The organism is Glycomyces sp. NPDC048151 (assembly GCF_043202775.1).
Classification (GTDB): domain Bacteria; phylum Actinomycetota; class Actinomycetes; order Mycobacteriales; family Micromonosporaceae; genus Glycomyces.
In genome coordinates, this window is the sequence record NZ_JBIDBB010000005.1 from 158,921 (window position 1) to 174,449 (window position 15,529).

13 protein-coding genes are annotated in these 15,529 nt (G+C 73.4%); 7 read left to right on the forward strand and 6 right to left on the reverse strand.

The genetic code is table 11. The annotated features are described in order from the left end of the window. Positions 1 to 141: 141 nt before the first annotated feature. The gene (locus ACGGCP_RS13405; RefSeq protein WP_392965445.1) at positions 142 to 1,041 is read left to right on the forward strand and encodes a shikimate dehydrogenase; all 900 of its coding nucleotides are present in this window, start codon (positions 142 to 144) and stop codon (positions 1,039 to 1,041) included. Further along, positions 1,034 to 2,887 carry a bifunctional sugar phosphate isomerase/epimerase/4-hydroxyphenylpyruvate dioxygenase family protein gene (locus ACGGCP_RS13410; protein ID WP_392965448.1) on the forward strand — a complete coding sequence of 618 codons (1,854 nt, stop codon included), beginning with the start codon at positions 1,034 to 1,036 and terminating at the stop codon, positions 2,885 to 2,887. Before ACGGCP_RS13405 ends, ACGGCP_RS13410 begins: the two co-directional genes overlap by 8 nt. Before the next feature lie 5 nt (positions 2,888 to 2,892). On the opposite strand, the gene ACGGCP_RS13415 is transcribed toward ACGGCP_RS13410, so the two are convergent. Genes ACGGCP_RS13415 through ACGGCP_RS13430 form a run of 4 tightly spaced genes read right to left on the reverse strand, consistent with a single transcriptional unit; the run spans position 2,893 to position 7,705 of the window. Next, positions 2,893 to 4,398, reverse strand: a complete 1,506-nt coding sequence (locus ACGGCP_RS13415; protein WP_392965451.1) for a molybdopterin-dependent oxidoreductase — start codon at positions 4,396 to 4,398, stop codon at positions 2,893 to 2,895. A 46-nt stretch (positions 4,399 to 4,444) separates the two neighbouring features. Continuing rightward, positions 4,445 to 5,578, reverse strand: coding sequence for a trans-sulfuration enzyme family protein (locus tag ACGGCP_RS13420; protein WP_392965454.1), 1,134 nt, complete (start codon positions 5,576 to 5,578; stop codon positions 4,445 to 4,447). A 46-nt stretch (positions 5,579 to 5,624) separates the two neighbouring features. Further along, positions 5,625 to 6,407 carry an MTAP family purine nucleoside phosphorylase gene (locus ACGGCP_RS13425; protein WP_392965456.1) on the reverse strand — a complete coding sequence of 261 codons (783 nt, stop codon included), beginning with the start codon at positions 6,405 to 6,407 and terminating at the stop codon, positions 5,625 to 5,627. Positions 6,408 to 6,415: 8 nt separating this feature from the next. Further along, complete coding sequence (locus tag ACGGCP_RS13430) at positions 6,416 to 7,705, reverse strand: DUF2064 domain-containing protein (protein WP_392965458.1); 1,290 nt, start codon at positions 7,703 to 7,705, stop codon at positions 6,416 to 6,418. A gap of 113 nt (positions 7,706 to 7,818) precedes the next feature. Between ACGGCP_RS13430 and ACGGCP_RS13435 the strand changes: the two genes are divergently transcribed. From ACGGCP_RS13435 to ACGGCP_RS13455, 5 genes are all read left to right on the forward strand, one after another. After that, positions 7,819 to 8,508, forward strand: coding sequence for a response regulator (locus ACGGCP_RS13435; RefSeq protein WP_392965461.1), 690 nt, complete (start codon positions 7,819 to 7,821; stop codon positions 8,506 to 8,508). After that, entirely contained in the window at positions 8,508 to 9,743 is a 1,236-nt protein-coding gene (locus ACGGCP_RS13440; RefSeq protein ID WP_392965464.1) for a sensor histidine kinase, read from the forward strand. Before ACGGCP_RS13435 ends, ACGGCP_RS13440 begins: the two co-directional genes overlap by 1 nt. Further along, positions 9,740 to 11,014 carry a hypothetical protein gene (locus ACGGCP_RS13445; protein WP_392965466.1) on the forward strand — a complete coding sequence of 425 codons (1,275 nt, stop codon included), beginning with the start codon at positions 9,740 to 9,742 and terminating at the stop codon, positions 11,012 to 11,014. Before ACGGCP_RS13440 ends, ACGGCP_RS13445 begins: the two co-directional genes overlap by 4 nt. 19 nt (positions 11,015 to 11,033) lie before the next feature. Beyond that, a complete protein-coding gene (locus ACGGCP_RS13450) occupies positions 11,034 to 12,071 on the forward strand; it encodes an NAD-dependent epimerase/dehydratase family protein (RefSeq protein WP_392965469.1) in 1,038 nt (345 codons plus the stop codon). A gap of 67 nt (positions 12,072 to 12,138) precedes the next feature. Further along, complete coding sequence (locus ACGGCP_RS13455) at positions 12,139 to 12,324, forward strand: hypothetical protein (protein ID WP_392965472.1); 186 nt, start codon at positions 12,139 to 12,141, stop codon at positions 12,322 to 12,324. Positions 12,325 to 12,475: 151 nt separating this feature from the next. Here the strand turns inward: ACGGCP_RS13455 and ACGGCP_RS13460 are convergent, their stop codons facing one another. Both ACGGCP_RS13460 and ACGGCP_RS13465 read right to left on the reverse strand, forming a co-directional pair. Beyond that, positions 12,476 to 12,892 (reverse strand): hypothetical protein, encoded by a 417-nt coding sequence (locus tag ACGGCP_RS13460; RefSeq protein WP_392965474.1) that lies wholly within the window; start codon positions 12,890 to 12,892, stop codon positions 12,476 to 12,478. A 269-nt stretch (positions 12,893 to 13,161) separates the two neighbouring features. Then, a complete protein-coding gene (locus ACGGCP_RS13465) occupies positions 13,162 to 15,525 on the reverse strand; it encodes an HtaA domain-containing protein (protein WP_392965477.1) in 2,364 nt (787 codons plus the stop codon). Positions 15,526 to 15,529 lie beyond the last annotated feature (4 nt).

Sequence of the window (15,529 nt, forward strand, 5' to 3'; positions counted from 1 at the left end):
GGCGCCTTCACGGGCGAACCTGGCGGCCCTGAAACTCTAACGCTCCGGGGGAGCGGCCGACGCGGCCCCTTCACAAAGCGGCCCCCGGTTGCTATTTTGAATTATCTAGTTCGTACATTAGCTCGACGGTGAGGAACACGCATGCCGAACACCCCCGAGCCCCCGCCCTCCAGGCTCATCGGCCTCATCGGGGCCGGGATAGGGCCCTCGCTCAGCCCGGCCCTGCACGAACGCGAGGCCGACGAGCAGGGGCTGCGGTACCTCTACCGGCGCCTGGACCTCAACGAGCTCGGACTCGCGCCCGACAGGGTAGGCGACCTGCTCGAGGCCGCCCGGCTCACCGGCTACACGGGGCTCAACATCACCCACCCCGTCAAGCAGCTCGTGATGGCCCACCTCGACGGCGTCGCCGAGGAGGCCTCCGTGCTCGGCGCGGTCAACACCGTGCTCTTCAAGGGCGGCAAGGCGTTCGGCTACAACACCGACACCTCCGGATTCGCGCGCAGCGTGATGACCGGGCTCGTCGGCGCGCCGATGGACGCGGTCGTCGTCCTCGGCGCGGGCGGCGCGGGCGCGGCCGTCGTGCACGCCCTCCTGGCGGTCGGGGCCGGGTCGGTCCGCGTCCTCGACCTCGATCCCGTCCGCACGGACCGGCTGGTGGACGCCCTCGGCGGCCACTTCGGACGCGACCGCGTCAGCGGCGGCGCGGCCGCCGACCTCGAAGCGGCCCTTGCCGAAGCCGACGGCCTCGTCCACGCCACGCCCACCGGCATGCGCGAGCACCCCGGCACCGCGGTGCCCCCCGCACTGCTGCGCCCCGACCTGTGGGTCGCCGACGTCGTCTACCGGCCGCTGGAGACCGAGCTGCTCGCCGCGGCCCGCGCGCGCGGCTGCCGCACCCTCGACGGCGGCAAGATGGCGGTCTTCCAGGCCGTCGACTCCTTCCGCCTGTTCACCGGCGTCGAACCGGACGCCGACCGCATGCTCCGCCACTTCGACGCGCTCACCGCGGGCCCGAAGGAGGCGCCCGCCCATGCCTGACGACGAGACCCGCAGGTCCATCGCCACCGTCTGCCTCTCGGGCACGCTGGAGGACAAGCTGCACGCCGCCGCCGCGGCGGGCTTCGACGGCGTCGAGCTCTTCGAGAGCGACCTCGTCGCCTCCGCCGATTCGCCGGAGACCGTGCGCGAACGCTGCCGCGACCTTGGCCTGAGCATCGACCTCTACCAGCCGTTCCGCGACTTCGAGGCCGTCCCGCCGGACCTTTTGGAGGCCAACCTCCGGCGCGCGGAGCGGAAGTTCGACGTCATGGAGCGGCTCGGCGCCGACACCGTCCTGGTCTGCTCCTCCGTCTCGCCCGACGCCGTGGACGACGACGACCTGGCCGCCGAGCAGCTGCACGCCCTCGCCTCCCGCGCGGCCGACCGGGGCGTGCGGATCGCCTACGAGGCGCTCGCGTGGGGCCGCTTCGTGAACACCTACGACCACTCGTGGCGCATCGTGCGCCGCGCCGACCACCCGAGCCTCGGGCTCTGCCTCGACAGCTTCCACATCCTCTCGCGCGGCTCCGACCCGGCTGGCATCCGCGTCATCCCCGGCGAGAAGCTGTTCTTCCTGCAGCTCGCCGACGCGCCGCGCCTGGACATGGACGTGCTCCAGTGGAGCCGCCACCACCGCCTCTTCCCCGGCCAGGGCGCGTTCGACCTGACGCGCTTCCTCGACCTCGTGCTCACCGCCGGATACGAGGGGCCGCTCTCGCTGGAGGTCTTCAACGACGTCTTCCGCCAGGCCGACCCGCGCCAGGCCGCCGTGGACGCCCTCCGCTCACTGGTCACGCTCCAGGAGTCGGTCGCCCGCAAGGGCTCCGCCCGCGCCCGCGAGCGCGCCCGGATCGACGACCTGCCGCCGTCCCCCGAGCCCGCAGGCTTCGCGTTCGCCGAGATCGGCGTCGACGAGCGGTCCGAACCCGAGGTCGCCCAGGCGCTGCACGGCCTCGGGTTCACCCGCACCGCCGAGCACCGGTCGAAGCCGGTCCGCATGTGGGAGCAGGCGGGCATCCGCGTCCTGCTCAACGCCGCCGAAGGCTCCGCGACCGGCGAGACGGCGGTGACCGCGCTCGCGGTGGAGAACGCCGACCCGGCCGCCTCCGCGCGCCGCTCTGAGCGCCTCCTCGCGCCGATCCTGCCGCGCGAGCACCGCGCCGACGAAGCCGACCTGGCCTCCGTCGCCGCCCCTGACGGCACCGCGATGTTCTTCTGCCGCAGCGACAGCCGCGAAGGCTGGCTCGCCGACTTCGCGCCCGTCGCGTCCGCGTCGCCCGGCACGGGCCTGTACGCGATCGACCACGTCGGGCTGACGCAGCCGTTCGACCACTTCGACGGCGCGGCCCTGTTCTACCGGTCCGTGCTCGGGCTCCACCCGGAGGCGCCCGCCGAGATCGCCGCCCCGTTCGGGCTCATCCGCAGTCTCTCCATATCGGACTCGCAGCGCCGGGTCCGCATCGCGCTCAACGTCGCCGTGCTCCGCCGCGGCGACTGGTCGCCCGGCGTCCGCGACCCCCAGCACGTCGCCTTCGCCACCGACGACATCGTCGCCACCGCCGCCAGAGCGCGCGAACGCGGCCTCGACCTGCTCCCCGTCCCCGCCAACTACCACGACGACCTCGACGCCCGCCTCGACCTGCCCGCCGACCTCATGGCGGACCTGCGCGAGCACTCGCTGTTCTACGACCGGGACGACCGCGGCGAATACCTGCACTGCTACACGCCGGTGCTCGGCTCCCGCGTCTTCTTCGAAGCGGTGCAGCGCATCGGCGGCTACGACGGCTACGGCGTCGCGAACACCCCGGTCCGCATGGCCGCCCACCGCCGCAGGCGCGCTGGCTGAGCGGATCAGGAGACGGTGACGGTGACGCTGTGGAGGCCGGTCGCGCCGTCGGGGATGACGCCCTGGACCTCGCTGGTCTGGACGGCGCCGTCGCCGTCGGTGGCGCGGACGGTGAGGGTGTGCTCGCCCTCGGGGGCGTTCCATTCGTACAGCCACTGCCGCCAGGTGTCGCCGGTGGCGACGTCGGAGAGCTCGCACGGCTGCCAGTCGCCGTCGTCGATCCTGAGCTCGACGGCGCTGATGCCGCGGTGCTGGGCCCACGCGACCCCGGCGACGGCGACGGTGCCCGCACTGGCTTTCGAACGGGGCGTGTCGATGCGGGACTGGGTCTTGATCGGGCGCGGCGTGGACCAGCCGCGGGTGATCCAGTAGGCGTCGTACGAGTCGAATGTGGTCAGTTCGAGTTCGGTGAGCCACTTGGTGGCCGAGACGTAGCCGTAGAGGCCGGGGATGACGAGCCGGGCGGGCCAACCGTGGTCGACCGGGAGCGGCTGTCCGTTCATGCCGATCGCGATCATGGCGTCGCGGCCGTCGAAGACGAGGTCGGTGGGGGACCCGGCGGTCCAGCCGTCGGAGGAGCGGGAGACGAGCTGATCCGCGGCGGGGTCCACTCCGGACTCGGCGAGGAGCGCGGCGAGCGAGACGCCGAGCCAGCGGGCGTTGCCGACGAGGTCGCCGCCGACCTGGTTCGAGACGCAGCACAGGGTGATGTCGCGTTCGATGAGCTCGCGGCCGAGGAGGTCGTCCATCGTGTAGGTCCGCTCGGTGTCGACCATGCCGTGCACGCGCAGCGACCAGCCGTCGACGTCGATGCGGGGGACGGTGATCGCGGTGTCGATGCGGTAGAAGTCGCCGTTCGGCGTGATGTACGAGGAGAGGCCTTCGGTCTCGAAGTCGGCGACCGGGCCGGGTTCCATGGCGGGCGCGTCCGGTTCGGGCAGGACGAGCTGGTCGCGGTCGGCTTCGATGGCGGCCGGGCCGATCCGGGTCGCCCACCAGGACGCGCCGAACGCGGCCGCGGCGACGCCGCCGACGGCGGCGAGGAAGCCGCGCCTGCCCGTGACGGTGCGTTCGGCGTCGCGCGCGGCCCACCATTGGAGGGCCACCAGGACAACGGCCCCGGCGAGGAGCGAAGGGATCGCGGCGGCCGCGCCGAGCCCGGGCCGGGTGACGGCCGCGATCGCGCCGACGGCGGCGAACGCGACGACGGCGGCGCGGGCGAGCCAGGGCCTGGTCCGCCACAGCCGCCCGATGCCGCCGCCGAGCAGCGCGACGGTGACGGCGAGTCCGATCACGAGCAGCGGCTTGTCGAGGGTGCCGACGAGGTCGATGAACCAGTGCGCGACTTCGAGCGGCACGATCGCGACGACGGTGTCGCTCAGGGCCGACAGCGGCGCCGCGCGGGGCGCGGTGAGCGCCGCGACGAGATGGCCGACGGCGAGTCCGGCGAGGGTCGCGAGGAGGCCCGCGACGGCCCAGGTGCGCGGCGATGCGTGCTGCGAGGTGTCCACGCTTCCATTCTGAACCGCTCCGCGGCCGGATGCCGGGCGTCGGTGCTTACGTTCCGCTAAACAAAGCGAGCGCCTGCGCGAAGTCCTCGACGAGGTCGTCGGGGGCCTCGATGCCCGCGGAGAACCGGATGGCCTCGCCCGCCATGCCGTGCGCCGCGTTCGGCATGGAAAGCCTGGTCACGAGCGATTCGACGCCGCCGAGGCTGGGTGCGGCGTACGGCAGCCGCAGGCCTTTGACGATCGTGTCGGCGGCCGCCGCGCCGCCGTAGGGGAGGAACGTGACGACCGAGCCGAAACCGTCGAAGAGTGCCGCCGCCCGCCCGTGGTCGGGGTGGTCCGGCAGGCCCGGGTAGCGCACGGCCGCGACCGCGTCGTGCCCGGCGAGGAGTTCGGCGACGGCCTGCGCGTTGTCGTTCTGCCTGCGCACGCGCAGCGCGAGGGTCTTGAGGCCGCGCGAGAGGAGGAACGCGGCGTGCGGGTCGAGGCTCGCGCCGTACGAGCCGAGGACGGACGCGACGCGATCGATCCGTTCGCGCGAACCGGTCACCGCTCCGGCGGTGATGTCCGAGTGCCCGTTGAGCGCTTTGGTCGCCGAGTGGCACACCAGGTCGAACCCGACCGCGTGGGGTTGGAAGACCACTGGCGTTGCGAGCGTGTTGTCGATGATGGACACGAGGCCGTGCTCGCGGGCGAACGACGCGGCTCCGGCGAGGTCGCCGACCTGGACGAGCGGGTTGGTGATCGACTCGGTGAGCAGCGCCCGCGTGTTGGGCCGCAGGGCCCGCTGCCAGGCGTCCGGGTCACTTGGGGCCACGAGGTCCCAGCTCCAGCCGAGGCGGGCGGCGTGCTCGTCGAGGAACCGGCTGGTGCCGCCGTAGAACTCGCCCGCGGCGATGAGGTGGGCGCCGGTGCCGAGGACACTGTGGAGTGCCGCGGTGATCGCGCCCATCCCAGAGGCGGCCGCCACGGCCGCCTCTGCGCCTTCGAGCGCGGCGAGCCTGCAGTGCAGGTGGGCCTGGGTCGGGTTGGTGCCCAACCGGATGTATGGGGCCGCCTCGCCCGGTCCCGCCTCGAAGACCGTGCTCTGGAAGACCGGCGCGACCACTGAGCCGTTCGGGCCGGGCCGGGGCTCGCCGCCGTGGACGGCGAGGGTCTCGATCCGGGTTCGCTTGTCGCTCATCAGCCGAGGCTACGGCGGCTGCCGCACGGGAATCCACGGTTTGTCCTTACGTTTCGCTTACGTCCGCCCCGAGCGCCGGTATCGCCGCCTCCAGCAGCGCCCGGACCTTGTGGAGGTTCGCCTCGAACACCGCGAAGACCGCCTCCTGGCTCACCGGTTCGATCTCCGGGTCCTCGGCGAGCCCGGCGTCGTAGTCGGTGACCAGCGCGATCCCGACGAACGGCAGGCCCGCCTCCATTGCCAGCGGCGCTTCGGGGCACTGCGTCATGTTGACGACGTCCCAGCCGCACTCGCGGTGCCAGCGCGACTCGGCGCGGCTGGAGAACCGGGGGCCGTTGACGACGACGACCGTGCCGCCGTCGTGCGCCCTCACGCCGACCTCGGCGGCCGCGTCGAGGACGATCCGGCGCAGCCGCGCGTCGTACGGGTCGGCGAACGGGACGTGCACCGGGCCGTCGGCGAACTCGTCGTGGAACGTGGACTCGCGGCCCCACGTGCGGTCGACGATCTGGTCGCACACGACGAAGTCGCCGGGGCGGATCTCGGGTCGCAGCGATCCGGCCGCGAACGGGGAGACGAGGGCCTTGACGCCCAGCTGCCGCATGGCGTCCACATTGGCCCGGTAGTTGACGCGGTGCGGCGGGAGGCGGTGGCCGGTGCCGTGGCGGGGGAGGAACGCGACGCGCCGCCCGTGCAGCTCCGCGACGGCCACCGGGTCCGAAGGCGGCCCCCAGTCGGTCGTGATGTCGTACGTCTCGGCTTGCGCCGCAAGGGTGTAGAAGCCGGATCCGCCGAAGACGCCGACGTCGGCGCGGGGAAGGTCGGGCATGGGTCTCCTCATCGTGCTCGTGCGGCCGCGCGGGCCCGTGCCAGCTGCGCGCGCATGTCCTTGACGGCGCGGAGCGAGCCGCCGATCGTGCCGGTGACCTTGCTCCTGCCGATCCTGGGCCGGTAGCGGACGGGCAGTTCCGTAATGCGCCACCCGTCGAGTCCGGCGCGCAGCACCATCTCCAGCGGCCAGCCCGACCGCCGGTCGCTCGTGCCGAGCGCGACGAGCGCGTCGCGGCGGGCCGCGCGCATGGGCCCGATGTCGTGGACGTGCGCGCCGCAGGTGCGCCGGACCTGCCTGGCGAGATACCGGTTCGCGAGGCGCCCGTGCAGCGGCATCGCGCCCTTGTCGGCGTCCCGCGCGCCCAGGACCAGGTCGGCTTCACCGGCGAGGACCGGCGTGCACACGGCGGGCAGGTCGCCCGGGTCGAGGGACGCGTCGCAGTCCATGAAGGCCACGACCGGGGCGGTCGCGGCGGCGAGTCCGGCGTGGCAGGCCGCGCCGAAGCCCCGGCGCGACTCGGTCACGACGAGCGCGCCGAGTCCGGCGGCGACCTGCGCGGAGCCGTCGTCGGAGCCGTTGTCGACCACGATCGGACGGTAGCCCTTCGGCATCCGCTCGAGCACCCACGGGATCGCGTCGCGTTCATTGAGGACCGGCAGGACCACATCGACAGCGGGAAGGAGCTCGTGAACCTTCACGGCCGTACGTGTCCCGGGCGCGAGCGCCGCTACCGCCAGGGCGTCCTCGGCGTCGTCGAGGTCGCGCAGCACGGGCAGGTCCGCGACGGCGAGGCCGAGCGCCTCCAGCTGCCGCCTCTGGAGCCTGCCGGTGTCGGGGCTGCTCATCGGCACGCCCGTGAACGCCTCTGGATGCGGCCGGGCCAGCCCGAGCGCCCACCAGCCGCCGTCCTCGGCCGTCCCGAGCGCCGCTTCGGAACCATCCACAATGACCGCGATCGCGGCGTCGAGCAGCTCCGGCGTCACCTGCGGCGTGTCCATCCCGATCTGGACCCCCGGCCCGTCCGCGTGCGCCCAAGCCGCCGCGAGGCGCTCGTTGAACGTGCCTTCGACCTGCGGGAACACCGTGAACCCGGGAGGCAGCCACAGACCCGGTTCGCCGTCGAGCGCCAGAAGCCGCCGGTCCGCGCCGCACGCCGCGACGGCCTCCAGCGTGTCCGCGAGCGCCGCCTCCGCGACCGCCGCTGCCTCCACAGTGGTCAGCGGCGGCGAGAGCCGGGTCTTCGACCGGCCCGGAACCGGGGCCTTCGCCACGACGAGGAGACAGGTCCGCTGCATGCGGCCGATGCTACTGATCAGAACGGCCCCCGGGGCTGCGCCGATCCTTACGGTTCGCGAAAGTCTCGGCCGGTCGGATGACACGGGCGGGTGCGATCGGGCATCGTAGTCGCATGGACTCCGAGGCCGATCCGCGCGTGCTGGTCGTCGACGACGACCCCGCCCTCGCGGAGGTCGTCGCCCGCTACCTCCGCCGCGACGGCTACGAGGTCGACTACGCCGCCGACGGCGCGACGGGCCTCGAACGCGCCCTAGCCACCCTCCCCGACCTCGTCGTCCTCGACCTCATGATGCCCGGCATGGACGGCTTCGAAGTGTGTCGCAGGCTCCGCGAGGCCACCGCGATCCCCGTGGTCATGCTGACCGCGCGCGGCGAGGAGAACGACCGCATCACCGGCCTCGACCTCGGCGCCGACGACTACGTGACGAAACCCTTCTCGCCCGGCGAACTCGCCGCCCGCGTCCGGGCCGTCCTGCGCCGCACCGCCTCCCAGGCCCCGCCCGCCCCCGTCCTCCACGGCGGCGGCGTCGCCGTCGACACCGTCGCCCACCGCGCCAGCCGCGGCGGCGCGCCGCTCGACCTCACCGCGAAGGAGTTCGACCTGCTGGTCTGCTTCCTCACCAGCCCTGGCCGGGCCTTCCGCCGCGAGGAGCTGCTGGAGACCGTGTGGGGCTGGAGCATCGGCGACACCTCCACCGTCACCGTCCACGTGCGCCGCCTGCGCGAGAAGATCGAGGACGACGCCTCCGCGCCCCGCCACCTCACCACCGTGCGCGGCGTCGGCTACCGGTGGGAGCCCTGATGCGCCGCTTCCAGAGCCGCCGCGCGGGCTCGCTGCTCATCCTCGCGGTCGCGCTCGCCGCCGCCACCGCGCTGGCCTTCGCGTTCGACTTCCCGCCGCGCGACATCGCCGTCCTCGTCACCGTCGCGGCCGTCGCCTCCGCCATCGCTGGGGCCATCGGCGGCGCGGTCCTGCGGCGGATGCGCGGACGCGGCGCCCGCGTCCAGACCATGACCGTCGCACTCTCCTCGGTCCTGGTGGCCGCGTCCGGCGTCGTCACGGCGGCGCTGGCGATGTTCATCTCCTACCACGACCTCGTGCTGCTCTTCGTGGTCCTCATCGTCGCCTCCGGTGTCGCGTTCGGGGCCGCGTGGCAGCTCGGCGACGACATCGGCGCGGGTGCCGAGCAGGTGGGCGCCTACGCCCGCACCATGGTCGGCAGCGACGGCCGCATCGCCGCCGAGCGCGCGCCGTCCGTCACCGGCCCCGGCGAGCTCGCCGCCCTCGCGGGGGAGCTCGCCGACCTCTCCCGCCGCCTCGACGAGTCCCGGCGGCGCGAACGCGCCCTCGAAGCGTCCCGCCGCGAGCTCATCGCCTGGGTCTCCCACGACCTGCGCGCACCGATCGCGACGATCCGCGCCATGGCCGAGGCCCTCGACGACCGCGTAGTCGAGGACGACGCCGCCGTCAAGCGCTACCACGCCCAGATCCGCACCGACGCCGAACGGCTCACCGCGCTCGTCGACGACCTCTTCGAGCTCTCCCGCATCAACAGCGGCACCCTCCAGCTCGGACGCGAGCAGGTCGACCTGCGCGAGGCCGTCGCCGACTCCCTCGCCGGAGCCTGCGCCGCCGCCGACCTCAAGGGCGTCAACGTCGTCGAACGCCTCGCCGCGCTCCCGCCGGTCGAGGTCGCGGCCCGCGAATGCTGCCGCGCCGTCGCCAACCTGCTCGACAACGCGATCCGCCACACCCCGGCAGGCGGCACCGTCCTCGTCGAGGCCGCCACCGGCGAAGGTGAAGCGATCTTGTCCATCCAGGACGAATGCGGCGGCATCCCCGAGGCCGACCTGCCGCGCGTGTTCGACATCGCCTTCCGCGGCGACGAGGCCCGCCGCAGGGACGAACGCGGCGGCGGCCTCGGCCTCGCCATCAGCCGCGGCCTCATCGAGGCCCACGCCGGGGAGGTCACGGTCGCCAACACCGCGCACGGCTGCCGCTTCACCGTCCGGCTCCCCGCCGGAGACCGCCGGTGACGGCCCGCCGGTCGGCGCTCGGCGTCGCCGCGTGGACCCTGCTCCTGGCCGCGGCCTGGCTTCTCGGGCAGGTCAAGCTCGCTCAGGCCGAAGGCAACCTCCAACTCGGAGCCATGCCCCTGTACGGCACCTGGGAATGGCGCCTCGACCCCTCGCTGCTCGCACCGATCGCAGTGGGCGCGTTGATCATCGCCTTCGTCCCGGCCGCGTGCGCGCGGCTGCGCTGGCGGTACGCCGCCGCCGTCACCGTCCTCGCGGGCACCGCGTTCAGCGTCGCGCTCGCCTTCGCGCACGCCCACCCCGCGACCTGGGCCGACCTCGACAACCACTACGCGGGCCACGTCCACATCGTCGACGACGCCGGGGGAGCGGGGCCGTTCCTCGCGGGCTACATCGACCAGCAGCTCGCCGGGGCGTACTCGGTGCACCTCCAGTCGCATCCGCCCGGGCTGGTCCTGTTCTTCTGGGCCGCAGCCCGAATCGGCCTCGAAGGCCTGCTCTTCCAGAACATCGTCGTCAAGCTCGCCGTCGCGGCCGCGATCGCCGCCGCGCTCACGATCGGCCGCGACGTCGCAGGCGAACGGCTCGCCCGCCGGGCCGGCCCGTTCCTGGCGCTCGCGCCCGCCGCGTTCTGGCAGAACAACGCCGACACGGTCTTCGCCGGCGTCACGCTCACCGCCGTCGCCTGCCTGATCCTGGCCACCGACCGGACCGGGGCCCGGTCGGCGGCACTGACCGTGGCGGGCGGCCTCGTCGCCGGTGCCGCGCTCATGCTCTCGTTCTCCGCCGCGCTCTTGGCGATACCCATTGCAGCCGTTGCGGTCTGGCGTCGCCGCTGGGGCGTGCTCCTGGGCGGCGGAGCCCTCGCCGCCGCTGTCGTCCTAGCCCCGCTGTTGTGGGGCTACTGGTGGCTCGACGGCCTCCACGCCACCCGCGAGCGCTACTACGCGGGGGTCGCCTCATTGCGCGGGTACTGGTACTTCCTGCTCGCGAACCTCGCGGTGTTCGCCCTCGCGCTCGGCCCGGCGACCGCTGCTGCCCTCGCGAACCTACGGGACCGCCGCATGTGGATCGTCGTCGGATCGTGCCTCGCGGCCGTGCTCGTCGCCGACGTGTCGGGCATGTCGTCGTCCGAAGTGGAACGGATCTGGCAGCCGTTCGTGCCCCTCGTGCTCCTGACTGGCGCGGCTCTGACCCGCCCCCGGGCGTGGCTGGCGCTCCAGCTCGCCGTCGCCGTCGTCCTCGCCGCCGCACTGCGCGTGCAGTGGTGACCGAGAGAAAGGCAGTCCCATGCGGGTCCTCGTCACCGGCGGCGCCGGGTTCATCGGCTCGGCGGTCTGCCGCCGCCTGGTCGAACGCGGCGACGACGTCGTCGTCCTCGACTCCCTTGCGGCCCACAAGGAACCACCGGCCAACCTGCCTGACGAGGCCGAACTCGTCGTCGCCGACCTCGCCGACGAGGACGCGGTCCGCCGCGCCGTCGAAGGCGCCGACGCCGTCTGCCACCAGGCCGCGCGCGTCGGCCTCGGCGTCGACTTCGACGACGTGACGGCGTATGTCGCCGACAACGACGCGGGCACCGCGAACCTGCTGCGGGCGCTGTGGCGCAGGTCGTTCACCGGCCGCCTCGTCGTGGCCTCATCAATGGTCGTCTACGGGGAGGGCCGCTACCGCTGCCCTGACCACGGTGAGGTCCGCGCCGCGCCGCGCACCGCCGCCGACCTCGATGCGGGCCGGTTCGACCCGCGCTGCCCCGTGTGCGGCACCGGCCTCGCCTGGGCGCCGGTCACCGAGGACGCCCCGCTCGACCCCCGGAACGTCTACGCCGCCACCAAAGTCCACACCGAGCACCTCGCGGCCCTGTACGGCCGCGAGTCCGGCGCGACGGTCTGCGCGCTGCGCTACCACAACGTGTACGGCCCCCACATGCCCCGCGACACCCCGTACGCGGGCGTCGCCAGCATCTTCCGCAGCGCCCTCGAATCAGGGGAAGCGCCCCGCGTCTTCGAGGACGGCGCGCAGACCCGCGACTTCGTCCACGTCGACGACGTGGCCCGCGCGAACCTCGCCGCCCTCGACTCGGACTGGACCGGCGCGGCCAACATCGCCAGCGGCGAGCCGCACACGGTGGGCGACATGGCGTCGGCGCTCGCCGCCGCGTTCGACGGCGCGCCCGAGCCGGTCGTCACCGGCGGTTACCGGCTCGGGGACGTCCGCCATGTCGTCGCCTCCCCGGACCTCGCCGCCGACGCCCTCGGCTTCCGTGCCCGCACAGGCTTCGCCGAAGGCATGCGCGAGTTCGCGAAGGCCCCGCTGCGCCGGGCCTAACGACGCGGCCGCGGCGTCCTCGCGGATCCGGTCGCGCACCAGCAGATTGGTGCGGAAGGCCAGGAAGATGAGTGCCAGCCCGTTCAACGCGTGGACGAGGAACAGCGACTGGCCCCAGAGCGTGTCGGGGACGTTCACGATCGCCATGACGTGCTGGAGCAGGATCAGGAAGGCCCCCAACGCGGTCAGCCACACGATCCGCTTCCCGGCCCGCGCCGCCAGCGCCAGGACGATCGCGGCCGTGTACAGGTAGAACAGGGTGTTCCCGTTGCGGAAGTGGAGTTCGAACCCGTCGTCGAGCGCGCCGCTGTAGCCGACGCCGAACCCGGCGAGCGCGAACTGCACGACCAGCAGCGCGAACAGCAGGACCATCCAGACCCGCAGGACCTTCGTCAGGGCGCGGTTCATGCCAGGGCTCCTTCGGCTTTGCGGGCCCGCTTGGCGTCGCGCGCCTGCTTGGCGCGGCGGGCGATGAGCAGCTGCAGGGCGAGGATGCCGAGGCCGTTGAGCGCGTGGAGGGCGATCCCGATCCCGCCGGGGACGCCTTCGGTGCCGAACCCGTACGCGAACGCGCCCTGCAGGAAGATCATGAACAGCGACAGCACGGTGAGCATGACGGTCTTCCAGCCGGGCCGCGCGATGACCGCGAGCACGACCGAGACCATCAGCCACAGGAAGAGCATGCCGCCGTTGGCCGCGTGGACGATGAACCGCTCCACGCGCTCGCCCCCGCCGGATACCGCTCCCCATCCGGCGAAGCCGACCTGCAGGACGAGGAGGACGACGACGAACCTCGTCCACCCTAGGAAGACCGACTTCACGCGCGCACTCCTCACCGCCGACAGCGGCCGGGCGCCGCATGACCTGGAGTCTGGCCGCCGCCTCGGCCTTCCGGCATCGTCCGGGAGATGGCAATCGCCCTACTCCCGGGGAGGTAAGGCGGGGGAGCGGCGTACCCCGCCAGCGGTCGCGAAGGCCGGAAGGCAACGCTCACGAGGCCGCCGGTCCGACAACGGCAGGATGGTCGGGACGCGCGAGACGCACCGCCGCCGTTTACGGCGGCGGTGCGTCTCGCGCGGATTCCCGGTCGTCAGCTTCCGGCGGCGCGGCGCTTCCTGGCCGCGACCGCGAGGATCACCCCGGTGCCGACCGTCCCGGCCGCGGCGGCGAGCAGCGCCGTGAGGCTCGCGCCCGTGACCGGCAGGCTCGGGAGCCGGGGACCGCTGGGATTGTTCGGCGCCGTTCCCGCGGCGCTCGTGCCAGCCTGGGTCGGTTCGGGCATCGGGACGGACGGCTTCGGCCCGTCGGTGGTCGGCTCCTCAGAAGACGGCTCTGCCGTCGTCGGCTCCGAGGGGCTTTCCGAAGCCGGGCTCGAAGGCTCCTCCGAGGAAGGCACCTCCGTCACGGTCACCCGCAGCTCGGCAGGCTCGGTCGCGATCGACCCGGCCGCGTTCGTGAACACGGCCCGGAACAGCCAGCCGTGATGCACGGCCCCGACCTCGGTACGCAGCTCCGTCTCGTCCGCGCCCTCGATGTCGGTGTACACCAGGGCGTCAGGAGACTTCGTCTGCCACCGCACCGTCGACTCCTCGTCGGCGGCCGCCGCGAACACCGCCTCGGCGGTCCCGTCCGGGCCCTCGACCGAAACGGCCGCGTCGGCCGGGTGCGCCGCCACGCCGGGCGAGACGGCGGCCCGGTCGAACCGGGCCGTGCCGGGGACGCTGCCGGTGTCGCGCCACGAGGTGACCACCGCGCGGTCGGCGGTCACCGCGATCGGCGCCGTGAACCCGCCGCCGTTGAGCGTGAACCGCGACCGCACCTGGCCCGTCCCGTCGACGGCCGCGTGCGAACCCGCGCCGTAGTTCTTGACCCACAGGAGTTCCCGGTCGAACGCGGCGCTCAGCGTGGCCGAGGCGACGCCCAGGTCGTGTCGTTCCGGCTCGAGTTCGAGCACGCCTTCCGCGACGGACCCGTACTGCACCGAGGACGACTTGCCCGGGTCGCTCCGGACGACCGCGAGCCGGTCGCCTGCGACGGCGAGCGCCACGGGCGACAGGTTCCCGACCTCGGCCGCGGGCCGGTTCGTGCCGCTGCCCGCGACCTCCTCGACCGCGACCTGCCCGTCCGCGAACCGCAGCCGCAGCATCGTCGGGTCGTAGAGCGCCTGGTTCGCGGCGTTGCGGGCGAGCTTCCTGGCCAGCAGGAGCGAGCCGTCGCCGAGCGGGACGAACGCGCTCGCGCCCGCCTCGCCGTAGTACGCGTTGTAGTTCCAGCCCGCGACCTGCGGCAGCGCGTACTCGGTTCGCGCCCAGCCGGTCTCGGTGCGCTGCCACGCGTACAGGTACTGCGCGCCGCCGGTCCGCACCCGCAGGTACAGCCGCGAGACCGAGGGGTCCCACACGAGCGCGCCGCCGAGGACGGCGTCCGCCGGGAGCGTATCGACCCGTTGGGGCGCATAGGTCTTCGCGTCCGGCTGCCAGGCCAGCGCCCACAGCTCCGGGGTCGTCCCGGTCGCCGCCGCGTACAGCGTCGCGCTCGCGGGGTCGAACGCGGCGAGCGAGGTCCCGGCGGTGAGGCCGGTCCCGAAGGCCCCGCTGTCGCCGACCGGCTCGAGCGTGTCGGCGTCGAGTGCTTCGGCGAAGGCCGTCCAGGTCGGCGGGATCTCATTGACGGCGTGCACGATCCCGTTGGATTCGTCGGGGAACAGGTAGTTCGCCTTCGCCCAGGACCCGGTGTCGGTGTAGGCGGCCGTCTGCTCCATGAGGACGGTGCCCGGTTCGGTCCACTCCTCGTCGAAGTCCGGCAGCCCGCCGGGGCCTTCGTAGGCCACGGTCACCGGGTCCATGACGGCCCCCGCCTGGTACGAGCCGAAGACGGACACGGCGGCGGCGTCGAGGAAGGCGGGCACGGCGTCCCAGGTCGTGGTCCCGCCGCCGGTGTCGGGAGTGACGCCGCGCAGGTCGAGGTCGACGAGGTCGACCACGCCGAGGTCGGCGATCGGCGGGACGTCGTCGCCGGTGCCGAGCGGGCGCTGGCGGACGTGCGCGGAGAGCGTCTGCCGCTCCTTGTCGATGACGAGGCGCAGGTCGCTGAGGGTGAGGTCGAGGGCGCAGTCCTCGGGGGTGCCGTTCGGGTAGTGGCCGCAGTGGCCGACGTACCGCACGGTCCCTCCGAAGTAGAGCATCGTGGTGCCGGTCGTCTCGTCGAACGTGCCGTCGGCCAGCGGGAACGTGACGATCCCGGCGGCGTCGGCGGTCGCGCCGCCGGTCGTGGTCATGTTCTCGGGGCCGACGTAGGTACGCCAGGACTGGCGCAGCCCCCAGATGAGGGAGCCGGTGTCGAGCGACGCCGGTTCGGCCTCGGCGGGGGCGGTCGCCAGGAGCAGCGGGGCGGCGAGGGCCGCGATGAGCGCCGGTACTGCGGCGGCGCGGCGGAGACGGGTGGTCGCTTTCATCTTG

What these genes read in the sequence shown, in the direction of transcription:
- ACGGCP_RS13405 (WP_392965445.1), top strand. Translation starts at nt 142, where the DNA reads ATGCCGAACACCCCCGAGCCCCCGCCCTCCAGGCTCATCGGCCTCATC.
- ACGGCP_RS13410 (WP_392965448.1), top strand. Translation starts at nt 1,034, where the DNA reads ATGCCTGACGACGAGACCCGCAGGTCCATCGCCACCGTCTGCCTCTCG.
- ACGGCP_RS13420 (WP_392965454.1), bottom strand. Translation starts at nt 5,578, where the DNA reads ATGAGCGACAAGCGAACCCGGATCGAGACCCTCGCCGTCCACGGCGGC.
- ACGGCP_RS13425 (WP_392965456.1), bottom strand. Translation starts at nt 6,407, where the DNA reads ATGCCCGACCTTCCCCGCGCCGACGTCGGCGTCTTCGGCGGATCCGGC.
- ACGGCP_RS13430 (WP_392965458.1), bottom strand. Translation starts at nt 7,705, where the DNA reads ATGCAGCGGACCTGTCTCCTCGTCGTGGCGAAGGCCCCGGTTCCGGGC.
- ACGGCP_RS13435 (WP_392965461.1), top strand. Translation starts at nt 7,819, where the DNA reads ATGGACTCCGAGGCCGATCCGCGCGTGCTGGTCGTCGACGACGACCCC.
- ACGGCP_RS13440 (WP_392965464.1), top strand. Translation starts at nt 8,508, where the DNA reads ATGCGCCGCTTCCAGAGCCGCCGCGCGGGCTCGCTGCTCATCCTCGCG.
- ACGGCP_RS13450 (WP_392965469.1), top strand. Translation starts at nt 11,034, where the DNA reads ATGCGGGTCCTCGTCACCGGCGGCGCCGGGTTCATCGGCTCGGCGGTC.
- ACGGCP_RS13455 (WP_392965472.1), top strand. Translation starts at nt 12,139, where the DNA reads ATGAGTGCCAGCCCGTTCAACGCGTGGACGAGGAACAGCGACTGGCCC.
- ACGGCP_RS13465 (WP_392965477.1), bottom strand. Translation starts at nt 15,525, where the DNA reads ATGAAAGCGACCACCCGTCTCCGCCGCGCCGCCGCAGTACCGGCGCTC.